The sequence below is a fragment of the Halobellus sp. MBLA0158 genome, assembly GCF_041477585.1.
GTDB lineage: Archaea > Halobacteriota > Halobacteria > Halobacteriales > Haloferacaceae > Haloquadratum > Haloquadratum rubicundus.
Genome location: NZ_JBGNYA010000001.1, coordinates 488,190 through 504,403, shown reverse-complemented (window position 1 = coordinate 504,403; position 16,214 = coordinate 488,190). Strand labels below are relative to the sequence as shown.

At 54.5% G+C, this 16,214-nt stretch carries 15 protein-coding genes; 7 read left to right on the top strand and 8 right to left on the bottom strand.

What is annotated here, in order from left to right; genetic code table 11:
- Positions 1 to 127 precede the first annotated feature (127 nt).
- The 3 genes from OS889_RS02505 to OS889_RS02495 are packed head-to-tail and all read right to left on the bottom strand — an operon-like array spanning position 128 to position 2,042.
- The gene (locus OS889_RS02505) at positions 128 to 1,018 is read right to left on the bottom strand and encodes a GIY-YIG nuclease family protein (protein WP_372386977.1); all 891 of its coding nucleotides are present in this window, start codon (positions 1,016 to 1,018) and stop codon (positions 128 to 130) included.
- Entirely contained in the window at positions 1,015 to 1,443 is a 429-nt protein-coding gene (locus tag OS889_RS02500; protein ID WP_372386975.1) for a DUF6884 domain-containing protein, read from the bottom strand. The genes OS889_RS02505 and OS889_RS02500 overlap by 4 nt, the downstream gene beginning before the upstream one ends.
- A complete protein-coding gene (locus OS889_RS02495; RefSeq protein ID WP_372386973.1) occupies positions 1,440 to 2,042 on the bottom strand; it encodes a transcriptional regulator in 603 nt (200 codons plus the stop codon). The genes OS889_RS02500 and OS889_RS02495 overlap by 4 nt, the downstream gene beginning before the upstream one ends.
- A 115-nt stretch (positions 2,043 to 2,157) precedes the next feature.
- On the opposite strand from OS889_RS02495, the gene OS889_RS02490 reads away from it, so the two are divergent.
- The gene (locus tag OS889_RS02490) at positions 2,158 to 3,009 is read left to right on the top strand and encodes a COG1470 family protein (protein ID WP_372386971.1); all 852 of its coding nucleotides are present in this window, start codon (positions 2,158 to 2,160) and stop codon (positions 3,007 to 3,009) included.
- Positions 3,010 to 3,496: 487 nt separating this feature from the next.
- Here OS889_RS02490 and OS889_RS02485 read toward each other — a convergent pair whose 3' ends face one another.
- Both OS889_RS02485 and OS889_RS02480 read right to left on the bottom strand, forming a co-directional pair.
- Positions 3,497 to 3,988, bottom strand: coding sequence for a hypothetical protein (locus tag OS889_RS02485; protein WP_372386970.1), 492 nt, complete (start codon positions 3,986 to 3,988; stop codon positions 3,497 to 3,499).
- Entirely contained in the window at positions 3,988 to 5,742 is a 1,755-nt protein-coding gene (locus OS889_RS02480) for an AAA family ATPase (RefSeq protein WP_372386968.1), read from the bottom strand. Before OS889_RS02480 ends, OS889_RS02485 begins: the two co-directional genes overlap by 1 nt.
- 506 nt (positions 5,743 to 6,248) lie before the next feature.
- Between OS889_RS02480 and OS889_RS02475 the strand changes: the two genes are divergently transcribed.
- Positions 6,249 to 6,743: a hypothetical protein gene (locus OS889_RS02475; protein WP_372386966.1), complete on the top strand. Its 495-nt coding sequence runs from the start codon at positions 6,249 to 6,251 to the stop codon at positions 6,741 to 6,743.
- A gap of 24 nt (positions 6,744 to 6,767) precedes the next feature.
- Here the strand turns inward: OS889_RS02475 and OS889_RS02470 are convergent, their stop codons facing one another.
- Complete coding sequence (locus OS889_RS02470) at positions 6,768 to 7,043, bottom strand: DUF8081 domain-containing protein (RefSeq protein WP_372386964.1); 276 nt, start codon at positions 7,041 to 7,043, stop codon at positions 6,768 to 6,770.
- Between the two features lie 266 nt (positions 7,044 to 7,309).
- On the opposite strand from OS889_RS02470, the gene OS889_RS02465 reads away from it, so the two are divergent.
- The gene (locus tag OS889_RS02465; protein WP_372386962.1) at positions 7,310 to 7,621 is read left to right on the top strand and encodes a hypothetical protein; all 312 of its coding nucleotides are present in this window, start codon (positions 7,310 to 7,312) and stop codon (positions 7,619 to 7,621) included.
- On the top strand, positions 7,618 to 10,125 hold the full coding sequence (locus OS889_RS02460; RefSeq protein ID WP_372386960.1) for a phage/plasmid primase, P4 family: 2,508 nt from the start codon (positions 7,618 to 7,620) through the stop codon (positions 10,123 to 10,125). The genes OS889_RS02465 and OS889_RS02460 overlap by 4 nt, the downstream gene beginning before the upstream one ends.
- Positions 10,126 to 10,289: 164 nt before the next feature.
- On the opposite strand, the gene OS889_RS02455 is transcribed toward OS889_RS02460, so the two are convergent.
- The gene (locus tag OS889_RS02455) at positions 10,290 to 11,324 is read right to left on the bottom strand and encodes a tyrosine-type recombinase/integrase (RefSeq protein ID WP_372386958.1); all 1,035 of its coding nucleotides are present in this window, start codon (positions 11,322 to 11,324) and stop codon (positions 10,290 to 10,292) included.
- A gap of 347 nt (positions 11,325 to 11,671) precedes the next feature.
- Between OS889_RS02455 and OS889_RS02450 the strand changes: the two genes are divergently transcribed.
- Positions 11,672 to 11,845, top strand: a complete 174-nt coding sequence (locus OS889_RS02450; protein ID WP_372386956.1) for a hypothetical protein — start codon at positions 11,672 to 11,674, stop codon at positions 11,843 to 11,845.
- Positions 11,846 to 12,260: 415 nt separating this feature from the next.
- Here the strand turns inward: OS889_RS02450 and OS889_RS02445 are convergent, their stop codons facing one another.
- Positions 12,261 to 13,544, bottom strand: coding sequence for an MgtC/SapB family protein (locus tag OS889_RS02445; RefSeq protein WP_372386954.1), 1,284 nt, complete (start codon positions 13,542 to 13,544; stop codon positions 12,261 to 12,263).
- Between the two features lie 175 nt (positions 13,545 to 13,719).
- Between OS889_RS02445 and OS889_RS02440 the strand changes: the two genes are divergently transcribed.
- Positions 13,720 to 14,904 carry an ABC transporter substrate-binding protein gene (locus OS889_RS02440; RefSeq protein WP_372386953.1) on the top strand — a complete coding sequence of 395 codons (1,185 nt, stop codon included), beginning with the start codon at positions 13,720 to 13,722 and terminating at the stop codon, positions 14,902 to 14,904.
- A gap of 1 nt (position 14,905) precedes the next feature.
- Positions 14,906 to 16,111: an ABC transporter substrate-binding protein gene (locus tag OS889_RS02435; protein ID WP_372386951.1), complete on the top strand. Its 1,206-nt coding sequence runs from the start codon at positions 14,906 to 14,908 to the stop codon at positions 16,109 to 16,111.
- Positions 16,112 to 16,214: the final 103 nt, after the last annotated feature.

Sequence of the window (16,214 nt, the reverse complement as noted above, 5' to 3'; positions counted from 1 at the left end):
GGGTGTACCAACTGTCACAGGTCTCAATCAATTGAATCGAAGAGAACTGTTGATACTATGTGTGTGGCAAAAGTGGATCCGAAAAATTGTTGTGACAGCACCAACCCCGGTATCCAATTATCGGTGGTCACGGAGGATTGTTTCCCGAATATCCAAACTGCACGAGCGGTGCTTCCCCGATTTCGAGGTAGTAGGCTCCGATGAGGTCAGTTTCTACTTCCGCGCGCTTGTGCGGGGCATTGAGATCACTCCGCTTAGCGTAGGCAAAGAGCGTGTTCTCTCCGAAGGTCTGCTCGTGGTTGTAGAGACGTGAAGAGATATTGCTGGATTCCCCGATGTATGCCAAGGTCGAAGCCTGCCCCTCGTACCAGATACGATAGACCCCCGTGTCAGGTGGGTCGGCGTCGAGGCGTTCTGCAAGTCGGTACGGCTCCGACCAGTCGAGGCCCATCCAGTCTCGGGCGAGTGGTTCACACCAGTTCTGCCAGTCTGGAGGCTCGATGCCACTCGCAGAATTAGGTTCCTCCTCACCCGATTCGAGACGGCCACCCTTGTACGCAGGATCGTTGTAGCTGTATGAAGATTGCTTGTAGCCGTCGATGATTCGACCGAAGTTCGCTGTCGGGCTACGGTTCGTCTCGCGTCGGTGGAGGGCGATGAGAGCCGCCTCTATGCCTTTACGATGTTGCTCGTCTTGTGCCTTTGGCGAAGTCGTGTGTGAGACTTCGAGCGCAGAGCCAACGTCATCTCGAACTGCCCAGAGGCAGGGAGCCGCAGTATGTGGGTCACGGTAGGGCATCTCCTCTGCGTAGGTTCCTCTGGCGAGGCTCTGAATCCGTCTTCGTGTATCACCGGACTCACCGATATATTCGAGGTGGTCGCGTTCGTTTTCCCGATGGCGGATACGGTACAGTCCCGCTTCTTTGGGCACCCCCGAGAACGAGTCTGCGTCGAGTGGTTTCCACTCGGACCAGTTGAGGTCAAGCCAGTCGAGAGCGTAGAAATCAGCTTCCGTCATATCCGTTCCTTGTACCAAGCCTTCGTCTTCCCAATTCGTAAGCCCTCAGTCGGTATCTCGACAGAAACCCCTCTGTCTTCGATGAGTGGGAGCAATTCTTCGTAGTAGTCCTTGCCCGCGTGGAGAACGAGCGTCACGTCGTCCGAAAGCAAGCCTTCCTCGTCTAACTGGCCAGCTACCCTCTCGGCCCACTCTCGCTTTGTCGCCACTCTCGCGCCACTGAGTGTTTCGTCGTATGGTTCGATAGGCTCTCCGTCTGGGTCAAGGAGACCGTGTTTGGCCGAGAGTATCCACCAGTCGTCGTGATACTGTTCGGCGTAGAAATGCATCTTCTCGAAGTAGTCGGAGGTGTAGAGTTCCTTCGGCATTGCAGGCTCGTCTCGCTTGGTCTTGACGCAACTGACGAGACCGATTTCTCGGGTCATTCGATAATCTCCCACGTTATGATGGCTCCCTGTTGATGCACAGGGTGACGCAGTCCCTCGAAGTGAGCGATGTTCCTCAGCTCAACCTCGAATTCATACCAATAGTCGACATCGAGAGCGAACTTTTCCGCGACAGCTTCGGGACTCATCCGCTCATATGACTCGTCTGCGGGCTCGTAGTAGAGTCCAAGCAGTCCGCCACTCTCCTCAAAGCCTGCCTCGTGGAGCTTTTGAGCGTCTGTGAGGAGGGTCGACGTGGTCCGTTCGGGGAAGGGGCTGAAAACCTTCGCAAAACTGTTCGGGTCAATATTCCCATTGTCGTAACGGAAGCGGAGGAGCTTCGCCTCGACCGGAATCGCTGTCTCCTCGCTCTCGATGAAGAGGTCAACACGTTGTCCTCCATCAAGATACGGCGCTTCCGTCTCGATGGAGTAGCTGATGTCTCCTTCGAGAGCATCTCGGAGCATCTCGATTTGTCGCTCTTCCTCGAAGGGGCCGATACCTGCTTGCCATCGATCGTGTTCTGCCTCTGTATCAATAGAAGAGATTATTGAAGCGAAGTCATCAGCAAGTTGCTCCAGTAGCACAGAGGATTTCATATTCCGCATAAAAATGAGCGGTCGTCAAAAATCTTTGACTTCTATTGATTGCCGCTATGGATAGAGGAGATGGTGTTAGGCAAAATCATAAGCCACCACCTGTTAAGATGGTATTATGAAGCGAAGAGAGGTTATCACGGGCACATCATTAGCTCTTCTGGCTGGATGTTTAGGAGATTCTCAAAGTGAAGAGGAGACAGAAGATACTGCTGAGAACACCCCGACGCCCTCACCGATAGAAACCTCAACTCCGACAAGAAGTTCAACACCAACCTCGCTAAAGCCCGTAGTTTCTAATGTAAATCTTGTATCAGAGTGGCAGGAATTCGGGGATGTTACAGCGAGATCTATCGAAGGAGCTGGCCGAGGTGCTTCTATTGTTATCGGCTACAGGTACAGCGTTCAAGTCCACGACGGCGAGCACGACATAACGAAACAAGCGAGAATTTTCGATTCCTCTGGCACAAGGGTTGCTCAAACCTCAAGCGAAGATCAACAATTAGTAGACGGAGAAGGGTATCAAGAGTGGGAAGGAGCCTTCGATTTTGAAACCGAAGGCTGGGATCTTGGTGAATATGAGGCGGAGGTCATAATCAAGGACAACATTAGTGGAAAAGTCTCATCCAAAACAATCGGGGAGTTTAGTTTAAATTCACCATTAGGTGACGGAGAGGCCAAACTGATTTCATATAGTGGGCCAGAGTCACTCCAGCCAGACGAGTCGTACAGCTATAGTCTGGAATTAGAGAACACCGCAAACCGAGATAGTAGTATTGTCTCTACCCTATCTGTGAAAAGAGATCGTTCAGAATGGTACACTTATGAGGATACACAATTCGAACTAACAATTCCAGCAGGAGAAACGAGAACTCGGGAATCGGGAACTGTTACTGCTCCATCTGATTCCGGGGAGTATACATTCCGGATAGACGATATTGGTGAAGTGTGGTCCTTTGAGGTAGTATAGTGTAGTTCACGGAGGGGTTCCCAGTTCCGGAGCACCCGACAGCGTGTTGCGTTCTGCAATGTTTGATACGGTGGGGAAACTTAATTCCTTGGTAGAAAGCTCATACATCCTAATTATGGACGGTTTGGATGAAAAGGAGCGGTATGGTTCGTGTTGATTCTATGTCAGAACTTTCCACTCGTCCGACTGTGCTATTCTACCGATGAGGGACAAGTCGGTAAACAGCAATCCTCGGACGAGATGGTCGCCTGATTACCGGTGGGTGTACCTACTGTCACGGCTTGTGGTCGATTGAGTCGGAGGAGAAACTCCAATACTGTGTAGCAGGGTGTACAGAACAATTGTCGTGACACCTGTTAAACTCCCTCGGTATTCAGATGTCTACGTTCGTCGAGGTGGGTCTGCGTATGTTCAAACTGCGTGGGAGGTGCTTCTCTAACTACAAGATAATAAGTGAGAATGAGGACCAATCTCAATTCCTCCGTGCTTATAAATCGTCTAAATATTCTTTGAATTCTGAAGTATCGTGGACATTAACATCTAAATTACTCTCTATCCAATCTTTATACTCATCTTCTAAAAAGGAACGTCCATCAGAACTGGCGATGATTTCCATTCCTGTAGCAGGAGCAATTCGAACAAATTTCATATCTGAGCTATGGAAGCCCATTTCATCTAATTCCGAAACTTGGCTCTCTGGGATTGGAATATGAATAGCTACCCCTTCTTCACCCTGTTTCTGGTAGACTTGTCGCTGAATAAATTCCTGGAGTGCATTGCAGTGGTCTGTGTTGATTGAATCCAAATTCTGTCGATATTCATCTAATATTTCATATTCATTGTCGATAGCCAGCGCAAATAAATTATCTTCAAGAAGGCGTACTAAAATATAGAGAGATTCCATATACTGGTCAGCGTCGATATCACCGTCTGACGCGTGAACCAATATATTCGTATCTACGGCTGCTGAGTCAGGCATTATTGAATAGTCTCAGAGTTTGGTAGTGATTCTTTCAAGATTTCAATTGCTTCCTCAAAATCGTCCTGGAAGAATCCGGCTGGCCAATTGTCAAATCTCCCATTTGAATCCATAATAATTTCCTCGATATCGCTCTCTTCCTCCGGTTTTGAAACGAAATATATAGATACACGGTCATCTTCAATGGTATCATCTGCGACTCTTCTCTGTATTCGATTTAGGAGGTGTTCAGAATGAGTTTCAATAATCAAATCTATGTCGCTCTCAATAATATCGATGAAAAAGTCACCTATATCAGCTTCTATTCGTGGATTAAGATGAATCTCCGGCTGTTCAATTAACATCATAAACCTATTTTGAACTTGTCTTGAACGGGGTGGGACCCAGCGGGTCATATTGGAGCGCTCCTGCTCTTGCTCTCTTTTTAAGTCCATATTCACAGCTCTAACAATAATTGGCAAAGTCTGGGACAATCCAAACCCAGAATCAGCTAAATTTATCGAGAGACCATCTTCTTCCACCACTAACTGGTATAAATCACCGAATCCAACCTCAGATATTCCTAATTGAACATCAAATCCACAATCAGATAACCACTGGTTCGTCTTCTCTATTAATTGAGACTCACCGCTCTGTTGAGCCTTAAATATCATATCTTCTATATTTTCTCCTTGAGAGTAAAGCTGACCTGGCCTCCCACCACTTCCGAAATATATTCTTTGAGGATTCCTTCTGAGTGGACCAATATGCACCAGCTCATCTAATGACTCGCTAAGAATCTTTATTGGCTCCAGTTGACTCCTTGCGATTGAACTGGTTCGACCTAATAGACCGGCTGCGAGGGCCTGAATGCTGTCCTCATAATTTTTAGCGTATTCTATTCCTTGTTGGTAAACGCTATCGTATATTTCAGCAAGTTGTTCAGAGTGTTTGTATATGTCTGGGAAAGACCCGTTTTCGCCGCTCTTACTGATTTCGTACCTATACTGCCAAGGAAGCCTGTTATCGTCATCAGACCCTCCGACATAGAGAAATGCTATTCTTCTAATCAATCTTATTAGGCCAGATAAATCATCTGGATAGTCAGCATCCAACTCCTCTTCTCTGACCGAGATCTCTAATATTCTCCTTCCTTCAATATCGTCGGCAGTTACAGTAAATCCGGATTCTGTAGCCTGTATTCGTAGTTCAGAGAGGAATAGACCAGAGAACGGTGGAGGATTAACAAATCGCAATTCGTCAAACATACTTGACTTAACCTCTTCATTATATTTGTGGTATATCTCAACATTCATATCAGAAATGAGGAAGTCTTCATACTTTTTTATATCTTCTCCATATTTTCCACCACAAATTTCCCAAAATTGTGGATGTTCATCGGCTAAATGATTTGTATAATGCCCCTCGTATCTAAGGTATTCTTTGTGGCAGATAGGGCACTCGTATTCTACATCTTCGTCACCCTCTGTTGAATCTCTTCGAAAAGTGAACCTGTATCCAATCCTCTCAGAAGGGTCCTTCATATGGACAATATCTCTATATTCTCCTAAGTCAATATAATCTCCATTGAGTGTTAAGCTAATATCTCCTTGGTCAAGAGATTGTTTTAATAAAATCAAAGACTCAAGTATATTTGTCTTCCCAGAACTATTTGGACCCAAAATGAGTGTTAGCCCGTTCAAATCAATATCGGGCGAGTTTTTGATGGACTTGTAATTTTCTAACCTATACGATTTGAGCATATACTCGGTCATAGACCAAACCAGTCGAGAAGACCCTATAGAACTTTCCCGTCCCGGTGAGTGATTCAATATTCTGCCCAAATAGTTTTATTTTAAATATTTTATAAATGGTTTTTTATACAGAGCCGCCTATTCGGATCTAATTCCAGAAGCGGCTGAGACCACTATACTGCGTTAACCGAATGTGCCACGGATTTACCCGTATGGTGCCGTCATTGGCTCGCAAACCGGAAAATGCTGATTCTCTCTATGAGCCTCTGTCACTGTAATCCTACAACTGGTGAATCCTTGTTTCATTTAAGTTATCCGACGCATATATTATATAAATGGTGAGACATAAAAGAGTGCGTGTCTCCGATGAGGAGCACGCACGGTTGAAGAAGTATCGCGATTACGAATACTCTGAAAGTATCCCGCTCGGATACGTCATCGGACAATTGCTTGATGAGGTGGAAGAACGATGACTCGCTACTACGTCGACGTCAATGATGATCTCGCAACACAGTTGAAGAAAGTCAATGAGAAACGAATCATCGCAGCACTCGAATCTCTCGTCGAAGAAGAAGCTCCGCCTATTGATGAGATCGATCACGAGGAGTTATCGAAGGCTGAACGGAAACGACGTCGGCTCCGTCGAATTCGCCGACGTGGTACCTCAATCGATGAGCGACCAGATTACGATGATGAGTGAGCTGGTTGACGCAGTTGAAGAAGATACGTCCCTTCACTCTGTCGAGAAAGAGACGACTATGAGTTTCTCGAAGGTCGATGACCGCGTCTCTGTCTACTCGGAAGAGGCTGGTCTGATGCGACGACTACTCCGTCATCCACACTTCGAGGTAGAATCGCTTCGAGGGACAGATGGACAACAGATCGCTCCGAACGACTTTGAGGAGGAGTCAATCACTGGAGTCAAGGGAAGCCTCCCGATTACCGCACTGGTCCTTCAGACATCGCTGCGAGCGACCTCGCAGCACTCTGCTGTCGTCCCTGAGGGTGTACTTCGGTTATAGGATATCTTCCGCAATTATGTACGGTCAATGTCGGGGACTGAATCTAAGGTAGGCATCTACCTCAGATTCATCTTGAGGATGAGTATCATAAATAGAAAGCCGTCCAACCCTATGAGATAGCTTTGGATTTAGTGTATTGATCCACTCTCTCGCGTCATCTGGTGATGTAAACTCCATCAGAATCCGTTCGTCGAAATCGTCAGTAAGTGTAAGATTGCTCACTGGGTCGAAGTCTTTAGGCGTCAAAGAAGTCTCGACTAAAACAGATTTTTTGACCTCAACCAGATAGGACTCGCTCATATTCAGACCTCCGCGACAGACTATTTGACTGCTGTGATGGGAGTCGGTATATTGGATTAATTTGGACGGGGGTACTCGAAGTCAAATACTCTGTTTGCTTTCTTTCTACACCAATTGGAGCATCATTGTATTTTATTCCCTCTTCAAAATTTAAATTCATCTTTTTTGTGGGGCGTTGCACTACTAGTGCAAAGGTCATTTAAGTATCAATGGCCCGTTTGTGTAGATGCGTCTGGTCGAAAACTGATCCGGGCGCTTGACCGACTATGAACCCGAACAAATCGCACGACGAGCGACAGGTGTACCGTCCGCGACCGAACGATGAGCAGAACGAACCAATGAGCAAAGAGAAGCCAGGCTTCCACTACGTGAAGCATCACGGCTACGCACACGAAGATTTTGCCGAGCAGGGTAAAGTCACACACTTCAACGGTATTCGAGTCGTTGATGAATCTGAGTCCGGTGAGTCAGAGGAGTTCGATGATTTCGACAAGCTGCACAGCAGTCACTGGACAGTCAACTACGCGAGTTCCGCACGTCTGAGCGATGGGACGATTCTCTACGAGGGTCACCAATGAGTGGAGAAGTCCGAATTACGGACGAGGAACTAGGCTTGGCTGATCCATCCGATGAGGAACAGGAAACGGAACATCCTGTTCCTGAGGAGTTGCAGGCCCTCGACCAGTGGGTATGTTGGGAGCGGGTCGAAGATGGAGACCGGAAGCGGAAGATCCCCCGAGTACCGAACGGGAGTGGCCGAACGGCCCGAACGAATGACCCAACGACGTGGGGCAGTTTCGAGGAAGCTGTTGAAGCCTCCTCGAATCAGGTCGGACTTCAAGTTGGTTTCGTCCTCACTGAAGATGACCCATTCCTCGCCATCGACTTTGACGATGTGTGCAACCCTGAGACCGGTGAGCCAGAGGAGTGGGTGATCGATGCACTACGCGAGTGCGACTCCTACGCCGAAGTATCGCCATCCGCGACGGGCCTCCACATTTGGTTGAAGGATGTGCAGGAACCGGACTGGTGGATTGATACTGACTGTATCGAAGTCTACGATTCCGGCCAGTACATCACGATGACGGGAGACCATCTGTCGGTAACTCCCACGACTTGTAACACTCCGTCCGAATTCGAGGAATGGTTGCAGAGCCACACCGAAGATGATACCCTCGAGTCATCGGAAGTACAGACGTTTTCCAATAGTCCACCGAACGATGTCGAACTCGACGTATTCGACGTACTCAGTTCGTCATTTTCGGAGGATAAGCGGGTCAGTCACCCCTACCACGGGTCCGAAACTGGCACGAACTTCAAAGTCTTCGAAGGTGGCGAGACGTGGCACTGTTTCCGGCACGATGTAGCTGGCAACGCGCTCCACCTTATCGGGATAGAGCAAGACGTCATCAGTTGCGGTGATTGGAAGAACCGCGACCTGACGGCGCAAGAGTGGGCTGAACTCTTCGAGGCCGGTCGTGAGGCAGGATACGACCTACCTGATCATCCCGACGAGCGTCAGCAGACAGCCATACAAGGTAATATCGTGGAGGCCATCATCGAGTCACCATCAGACTGGATTTGGCCCGACGAGAAGAGCATCATCGCCCATCCTGTGGGAGACGCTAACGCCCGAGAAGTGCAGGACCGGCTCGAAGCACAGTCGCTTGAGTCCGATGAGGTCGTTGAGTTGATAACTGAATTGGACGATGAGTATGCCGATGCCTTCAGCAAATTCTGGCAGACTCCAGAGGCGTGGTCTGTCAGCATAGAGGGACCAGACCACAGTTGGAAGCAGGTGAAAGACCTGTACTCGGAGAAGGGACAGACTGACTCTGCCCGTGATCTGGCTGTCCGTCTGCTCCGAAAGGAGTACGACTTCATCACAATCTCAGATAACGAGCAAATGTATTGCTACAATCCCGAGACGGGCGTATATGAATCGGACGCTGAGCAGACCGTGAAGGCTCGTTTGGAGGAGATGTTGGAACTCCACTACAATGGGCGCGAGGCACGGGAAATCATTGGACGGCTCAAGGCCGGTGGATTCCTCGACCGCGAAAAATTCGGTCAAAGTGGTTCATCTGTCTGTGTCGCTAACGGAGTCGTAGACATCGAGACAGGAGAGATGTCGGACTTCAGTCCGGGTTACAACTTCCGGTCACGGTTGCCCGTTGAGTACGACCCTGAAGCGGAGTGCCCTCAATTCCGCGAGTTCCTCGAAGACGTCTGTCCCGATGAGAAGATTCCGCAGTTGCAGGAGTTTGTCGGCTACTGTCTTCAACCTCAGACAAACCACAAGAAAGCGCTCCTCTTGCTCGGACCGACCGACGCAGGCAAGAGCGTGTTTCTCGACCTGCTTCAGGCGCTATTCGGAGCTGATAGTACAGTCAACCTCTCGGTGCAGTATCTCGCCAACCAGCGATGGGGTGAGGCCGAGTTAGTCGGTCGAATGGTGAACATTCGGCACGACCTTGACTCGACCGACATCAAGAACGCAGGGAAAATCAAGGAACTCACCGCAGGGAATCCTGTTCGAGCAGAGCGCAAGAATCAGGACCCGTTCCGATTCGAGCCTCGAACGAAGCACATCTTCGCAGCAAACCAGCCACCTTCTCGCTCGTCAGAGGATGACGGGTTCTGGAATCGGTGGCTCACCGTGGTCTTCCCTGAGCGCATCCCGCGACAAGAGCAGGACCCGAAACTATCGGAGAAGCTCACAGCTGACCAGGAGTTAGCAGGTATCCTGAATTGGGCGATTGAGGGTTACCAGCGTCTCGAAGAACAGGGCCGGTTTACGAATGAGCCGACACCCTCAGATAATCGACGCATCTGGGAGACGTATGGGAACTCGGTTGAGCGGTTCATCAGTCGTCGCCTTGACCGAGAACCGGATGGCTCTGTTGGGAAAGATGAGGCCTATTCCGCTTATGAGTCGTTCGCCAAGTCGGAAAGTATGGAGGTGTTCTCGAAACACAAGTTCACTTCTACTCTGAAAAAGAAAGGCGCCTCTGTCGAACAGCGGCGTTCCGATGGTGAGCGAAAACGTGTCTATACCGGCTTCTCTCTAATGGATTCGTAAGTATCACTCGCGCCCGGTGAATACCGGTGGGGAGTCACAACTGTCACAGATTTTCTCGTATTGAGTTGAAGAGAAAGTCTGTGTTGAGATGTGTTAGTGGAGTCCAGAAAGAATTCTCGTGACAGAGGGACCACCCCACCGGTATTCTCTACGATGGGAAAGAGTCAGTCAAGGTTGAGATGTTTCCTACGTTGCGCCATCCGAGTCATCTCATCTCGTGCATCGTAGTGCTCTTCGAGAACACGGCGAGAGACATTTCCTCTATCGCTCACGACTTCCATAGGGACGTCCTCAGAGAGGCGATAGGTTATTCCTCCCCGTCTGACCGCGTGTAGCGACTCTGAGTCTGGACAACTTGTAGCATATTCATACTTCGTAGCCTGACAGTCGTCAAGATCTCTGCCGGCGGGACACTCGTCCGTATAGAAGCACGGTCGAGTTACAGCATAGCAGGTCTGTCGAAGATTAGACTTACTCATCCGACCCTGCTGTGAGGCGAATAAAGGTTTCCGACCATACTTGTCTTCGATCGATGGTCGCTCGTGCTCAATGTGGTCAGTTAGGATACTCACAAGATCTGAAGAGATAGCGATAACACGGTTTGCCCGACGACCGTTCTTCAATCGAGTTCCAGTATCCGGGCGATGCTCAATTCTGAGAGCCTGCTCTTCGACCAGCAGGTCACTCACGTCGAGGGAGTGAAGCGTTCCTGTGCGTAGATGTGTCTCCCACGCAGTTGCAAAGAGAGCGTGACGGTAAGAGGCGTAGTGGAACTTATCGAGATAATCTATGATTTGCTGCGCTTCTTCGACTGCGATGATGTTGTCACGCACGTCCTCACCAGGATTCATCGAAGGTAAGACGACGTCTCGATGCAGGTCTTCGGGGCAGGCATCGATACGTTCAGCGAACTTGATGAAGGACCGGACAGCGGTGAGTTGACTCTTCAGAGAAGGCTTTGCTAAGTCACCCTCGTCCCGTCTGAAGACACGGAATCGGTATAGATCGCGCCCCGTCAGGTTGTTCAGATTGTCGATATCGCGGGTCTCACAATATCTGATGAAGTGGTTAATACGCCGACGGTAAGACTGGAGAGTGCTTTGAGCGAGGTCGTCACATTTCTCAGATAGGAACATCTCCAATCCTTCTGAGGGCGATAGCGGTTCGAGCTTGTGCGAGTCGTATGGGGTTCGTTCCATCGGTGGTCATCTCCACCGACAGACGGGAGCGGGTGTGCGGTCCGGCTGCGGTTATTCGTCCGTTAGGACGAATGGGTTCAAATCCCGTCGGGTCCGTTTTCCTGCGAACGAAGTGAGCGGAGAATAGCGACAGCCGCGGGATTTGAATCAGGGAGCGAACGCAATGAGCGACCGTGGTTCCAAGTCCCGTCGGGTCCGTTCGGCCTTCGGCCTCACTCCCCCGACGACCTCTCGCTCGCTTCGCTCGCGGGAGTCCCGTCGGATCCGTTCATCTATCTCGAATAAGCTCTCTTGGTAACGCATCGATTAGTAAAATCATATATGTTCGTCTCCTATCTGTTTCGTGTATGCCCTCCCCGTTTCAGAGCCCGGTAGTACGGTACGGGCTGAGCATCAGCAACGCCCTGATAATCGCAGGTATCGCGTACTTCTTCCTCGACGGCACGATCCGTTGGGTCGCGCTCGGAATCGCGGTCTTGGAAGTGATCGTGACCCCCCAGATACTGAAGCGGGCGGGATAGACCGGGCGTTCGACCCCGTCGCGACCACCGTTCGCCGCTCGGCACGGACTCGTCGGAGATTGGCGAAGCACCGACAGAGCTATAGTAGCGTTTGCAAGTCTTCACTCGCTCGATCGCACGCTGTCGTGCGATCGGACGAGCAATCAGTTGCAAACGCTACTATAATCGCCGCACCGTGGCCGAGTTTCACGATGCCCTCCACGAACGAGAGCGAACGGCCGGAGGAAGCGCTTGCCGTCGCACAGCGGTTCATCGGCGCGAACGTCTGCTGAGCGTCTGCGACGTGGAGTACCGGGGCGACGCAAGCGCTGACCCTCGGGAGGACGGCAGGTCGTTTCCGACGGCGATGGCTTTCGAGAGGTCGACGATCGGGCAGCGACTGGGCCGCGGCTGTGCGGCACCTCCGAGGCTCAGATCACAACACCTGCACGCCGAGCAGGCCGACGAGCCCCAGAATCGAGAGGTATGCGGACCGAATGACAACCGGACGAAGGAGCTGTCGGTTGATCCCGATCGCGAGCCAGATCTTCACGAGGATGCTCGCGAGCGTCCCCGCGAGCACGCCCCGGGCGGCGACCGCGGGCGTGATCTGGCCGGTGCTCGCGAGCGAGACCGCCGTCGTCGTGGTGGTGCCGCTCGACAGCAGGCCGCTGAGGAAGCTCGTCACGAGGAAGCCCGCGGTGCCGAACATCTGCTGGGCGCCCGCGGTGAGCACGAGCACCGCGAGGAACAGCAGGCCGAACGTCAGGGCGTTCGTGCTGCTGAACGGCGAGTCCAGGTCGATATCGAACTCCTCGCGCCAGTTCCGCTCGTAGCCCGTCAGCAACACGCCGCCGACGGCGATGAGCCCGAGCGGGAGCCCGACGCTGAGCGCCGACTGGGGGACGAACGCGACGACGATCACGAGGTTCCGGACGGCCATCGCGGCGTCGGCGACGAGGATCGTCGCGACCGCCAGATCCAGCATTCCGACGTTCAGTTTCGCGCGGTTCGCGATCTCGCCGATGACGGCGGTGGAGTTCACGAGCCCGCCGAAAAAGCCCGTGATGAGCATCCCGCGACCGCCGTAGCGCTGCATAATCGCGTAGTTCGCGAAGCCGATCGCGCTGACCGCGATCACGAGCATCCAGACCAGCTGCGGGTCAATGGCGTTCCACGGGCCGTACTGCCCGGCGGGCAGGAGCGGGTAGACGACGAAGGCGATGATCGCGAACTCGGCCGCGCCGCGGACTTCCTGGTGGGAGAGCTGATTCGCGAAGGAGTGCAGTTCCCGCCGGAGCACCAGGAGGAACGAGGAGGTGATCGCGATGACGACGCCCACGAGGACGTAGTCGCTGCCGACCAGCACGCCGACGGCGTAAGCGACCAGCAGCGACGTGGAGGTCGTCAGCGCGAGGCTGCCGCCCATCTCCGAGACGTCGGCGTCGTCGGTCACGCCGCGCGCCTCGGCGAGCAGGCCCCGAGCACCGAGCAGGAGCCCCTGGACGAGGACGAGCACGCCGCCGAGCGCGAGGAGGACCGTCTCCCCGATCGTCGCGGCCGCGACGCCCACGAGGCTCGTGAGCGTGAACGTCCGGATGCCCGCGGCCTTGTTCGACCACTCGCGCTCCAGGCCGAGCAGCATCCCCAGCGCGCCCGCGATGAACAGGTGGAGGACGTTGACGTCCAACGGCAGGGATTCGGGACTGAACGGCGCCATCGGTCACCGCCCGAGCGGGTCGATCGAATGCCGTTTCTCGACGAACATACTCATATGTAGCACTATTTTCTCTATGTAGACTATATATTTCTTGGGCTTCGATCGCCCGCCCGCCGCGTTTTAGGCACACCCAAACTTCGAAAAGGCCTTTAGTGTTTAGGGAGGCCTAAAACGTATGGTATCCGATCGGAGCGACGAGACGGACGCGACGCGGCGGGAGTATCTGCGGTACGGCGCCGGGGTGGCGGCGGCCGGACTGTTCGCGGGATGCAGCGGGCAGTCGGAATCGGACGCCACCTCGACCGACGCAGGCACCGAGAGCGAGACGGCGACGGCGACACAGACGGCGACCGAGACAGCCGCATCAGAGCCCTACACCGTCGAGATCGAGCCGGTCGGCGAGGTCACCTTCGAGTCCGTCCCGGAGACGTGGGTCGCGAACAACGGCAGCTGGGCGGATATGGGCATCGCGCTGGGGCAGGAAGCCCCGAAGGGCGTCTGGCTCCCCGGCCGCTACCACACGCGCTACTACGACGAGATCCCGGACGTGAGCGTCGACAAGAGCGGGATCGCGAAGCTGTGGGGCGACGGCGGCGTCGGCAAAGAGCAGTTCTACGCGATCGACGCCGACGTCCACGTCTTCGATCCGAACTTCCTCCTGAACCGCGGCAAGTGGGCCGAAAGCGACGTCGACGAGCTCCGGACCCAGATCGGGCCGATCTTCGGCAACAGCATCTTCTCGCGGAGCTACCCCTGGCACGCGGATTACCGGTACTACACCCTCTATGAGGCCTTCGAGAAGCTCGCCGACGTGTTCCAAGAGCGGGAGCGCTTCGCGGCCTTCGAGGAGATCCACGCCGACTTCCAGTCCGCGCTGGCGCCGGTCGTCCCCGGCCGGAGCGAGCGCCCCGAGGTCGCGGTCGTCTGGGGCGGCGGCGACGAGCCCGAGACGTTCTACCCGTACGTCGTCGACGAGGGCACGAGCTTCAAGCACCTCAACGACCTGAAGGTGAAGGACGCGCTGGCGACGAGCGACGTCAAGGACTTCTACTCCAGCCGCGGCGCCATCGACTACGAGACGCTGCTGGAGGTCGACCCCGAGGTGCTCCTAGTCCGCGGCCAGGAGGCCAAGACAGGCGAGGAGTTCCAAAACACCGTCGTCCAGTATATGGAAGGCCACGACGTCGCGAGCGAACTCACCGCCGTCGCGAACGGCGACGTCTACCGCGCGGGGCCGCTGTACCAGGGCCCGATCACGAACCTCGTCGTGACAGAGCGGCTCGCGCGGACGCTCTACGACGTCGACGAGGCGCTGTTCGACCGGCAGCGCGTCGCGGACGTCGTCAACGGGGAGTTCTGAGATGCGACCCGATCCCGCGCGAGAGCGGCGGACCCGGCGGGAGTACCTGAAGTACGGGAGCCTCGTCGGCGCCGCCGGGCTCCTCTCGGGCTGTCTGGGCGGCTCGTCGTCGGCCGACTCGACGGCGACCGACGCGGGCGAGGAGACGGCCGCCGACACGACCGCGCCGTCGACGGCCGCGAGCGACTCGGCCGAGTCCGCGAACGGCGGGTCCTACTCGGTGCGGATGGCGCCCGTCGGCGAGGTCGCCTTCGAGTCCGTCCCCGAGCGGTGGGTGCCCTACACCGGCGACTACGCGGATATGGGCGTCGCGCTCGGCCAGGCCGACGGCCTGGCCGGCATCGGCGTCCGCGCGCGGTTCGGGACCCACCACTACGACGGCCTCCCCGGCGTCGACGTCGACGCGGAGTCGCTCACCCAGCTCTGGCAGGATGGCACCGGCAAGGAGGTGTTCTACGAACTCGACGCCGACCTCCACGTCGTCGACCCGAACTTCATAATCCACCGACTCGGCTGGAGCGAGGCCGACGTCGAGGAGATCCGCGAGAACGTCGCGCCGTTCCTCGGCAACACCGGATTCACGCGGGTGTACGACTGGCACTCGTATCGGTACTACTCCCTCTACGAGGCCTTCGAGAAGCTCGCCGAGGCGTTCGACGAGCGCGAGCGCTACGAGGCGTTCGCGGCCTACCACGACGAGATCCTCGCGGACGTCCGGTCGCGGCTCCCGTCGGCGACCCCCGAACTCGCGGTGCTCTACCCCGCCGGGATGCCGCCGGAGTCGTTCTACCCCTACCTGATCGGCGAGGGCACGCAGTCGAAGCAGTGGCGGGACCTCGGGGTCGACGACGCGCTCGCGGCCCACGGCGTCACCGACGCGCAGGCCGGCGGCGGCACGATCGACTACGAGACGCTCTTAGAGATCGATCCCGACGCCATCGCCGTGCGGATCCAAGGCGAGATCACCGACGCGTACTTCGAGGAGAACGTCGTCTCGCACCTGGAGAGCCACGACGTCGCGAGCGAACTCACCGCCGTGCGCGAGGGGAGAGTGTTCTACGGCGGTCTCACCTACCAGGGGCCGATCATCCACCTCTTCCAGCTCGAAACGGCCGCGCGCGGGCTGTACCCCGACGTGTTCGGGGGCGAGGAGCTGTTCGACAGACAGCGCGTCGCCGACATCGTCACCGGGGACTTCGAGCCGTGACCGAACGCGCGCACTCCGGGTCGGGGTCGGAGGCCGAATCCGGATCGGGGGCCGGGTCCGGTACCGGAGCGTCCGCGACCTGCCGGTGGCTCGCCGACGGCAA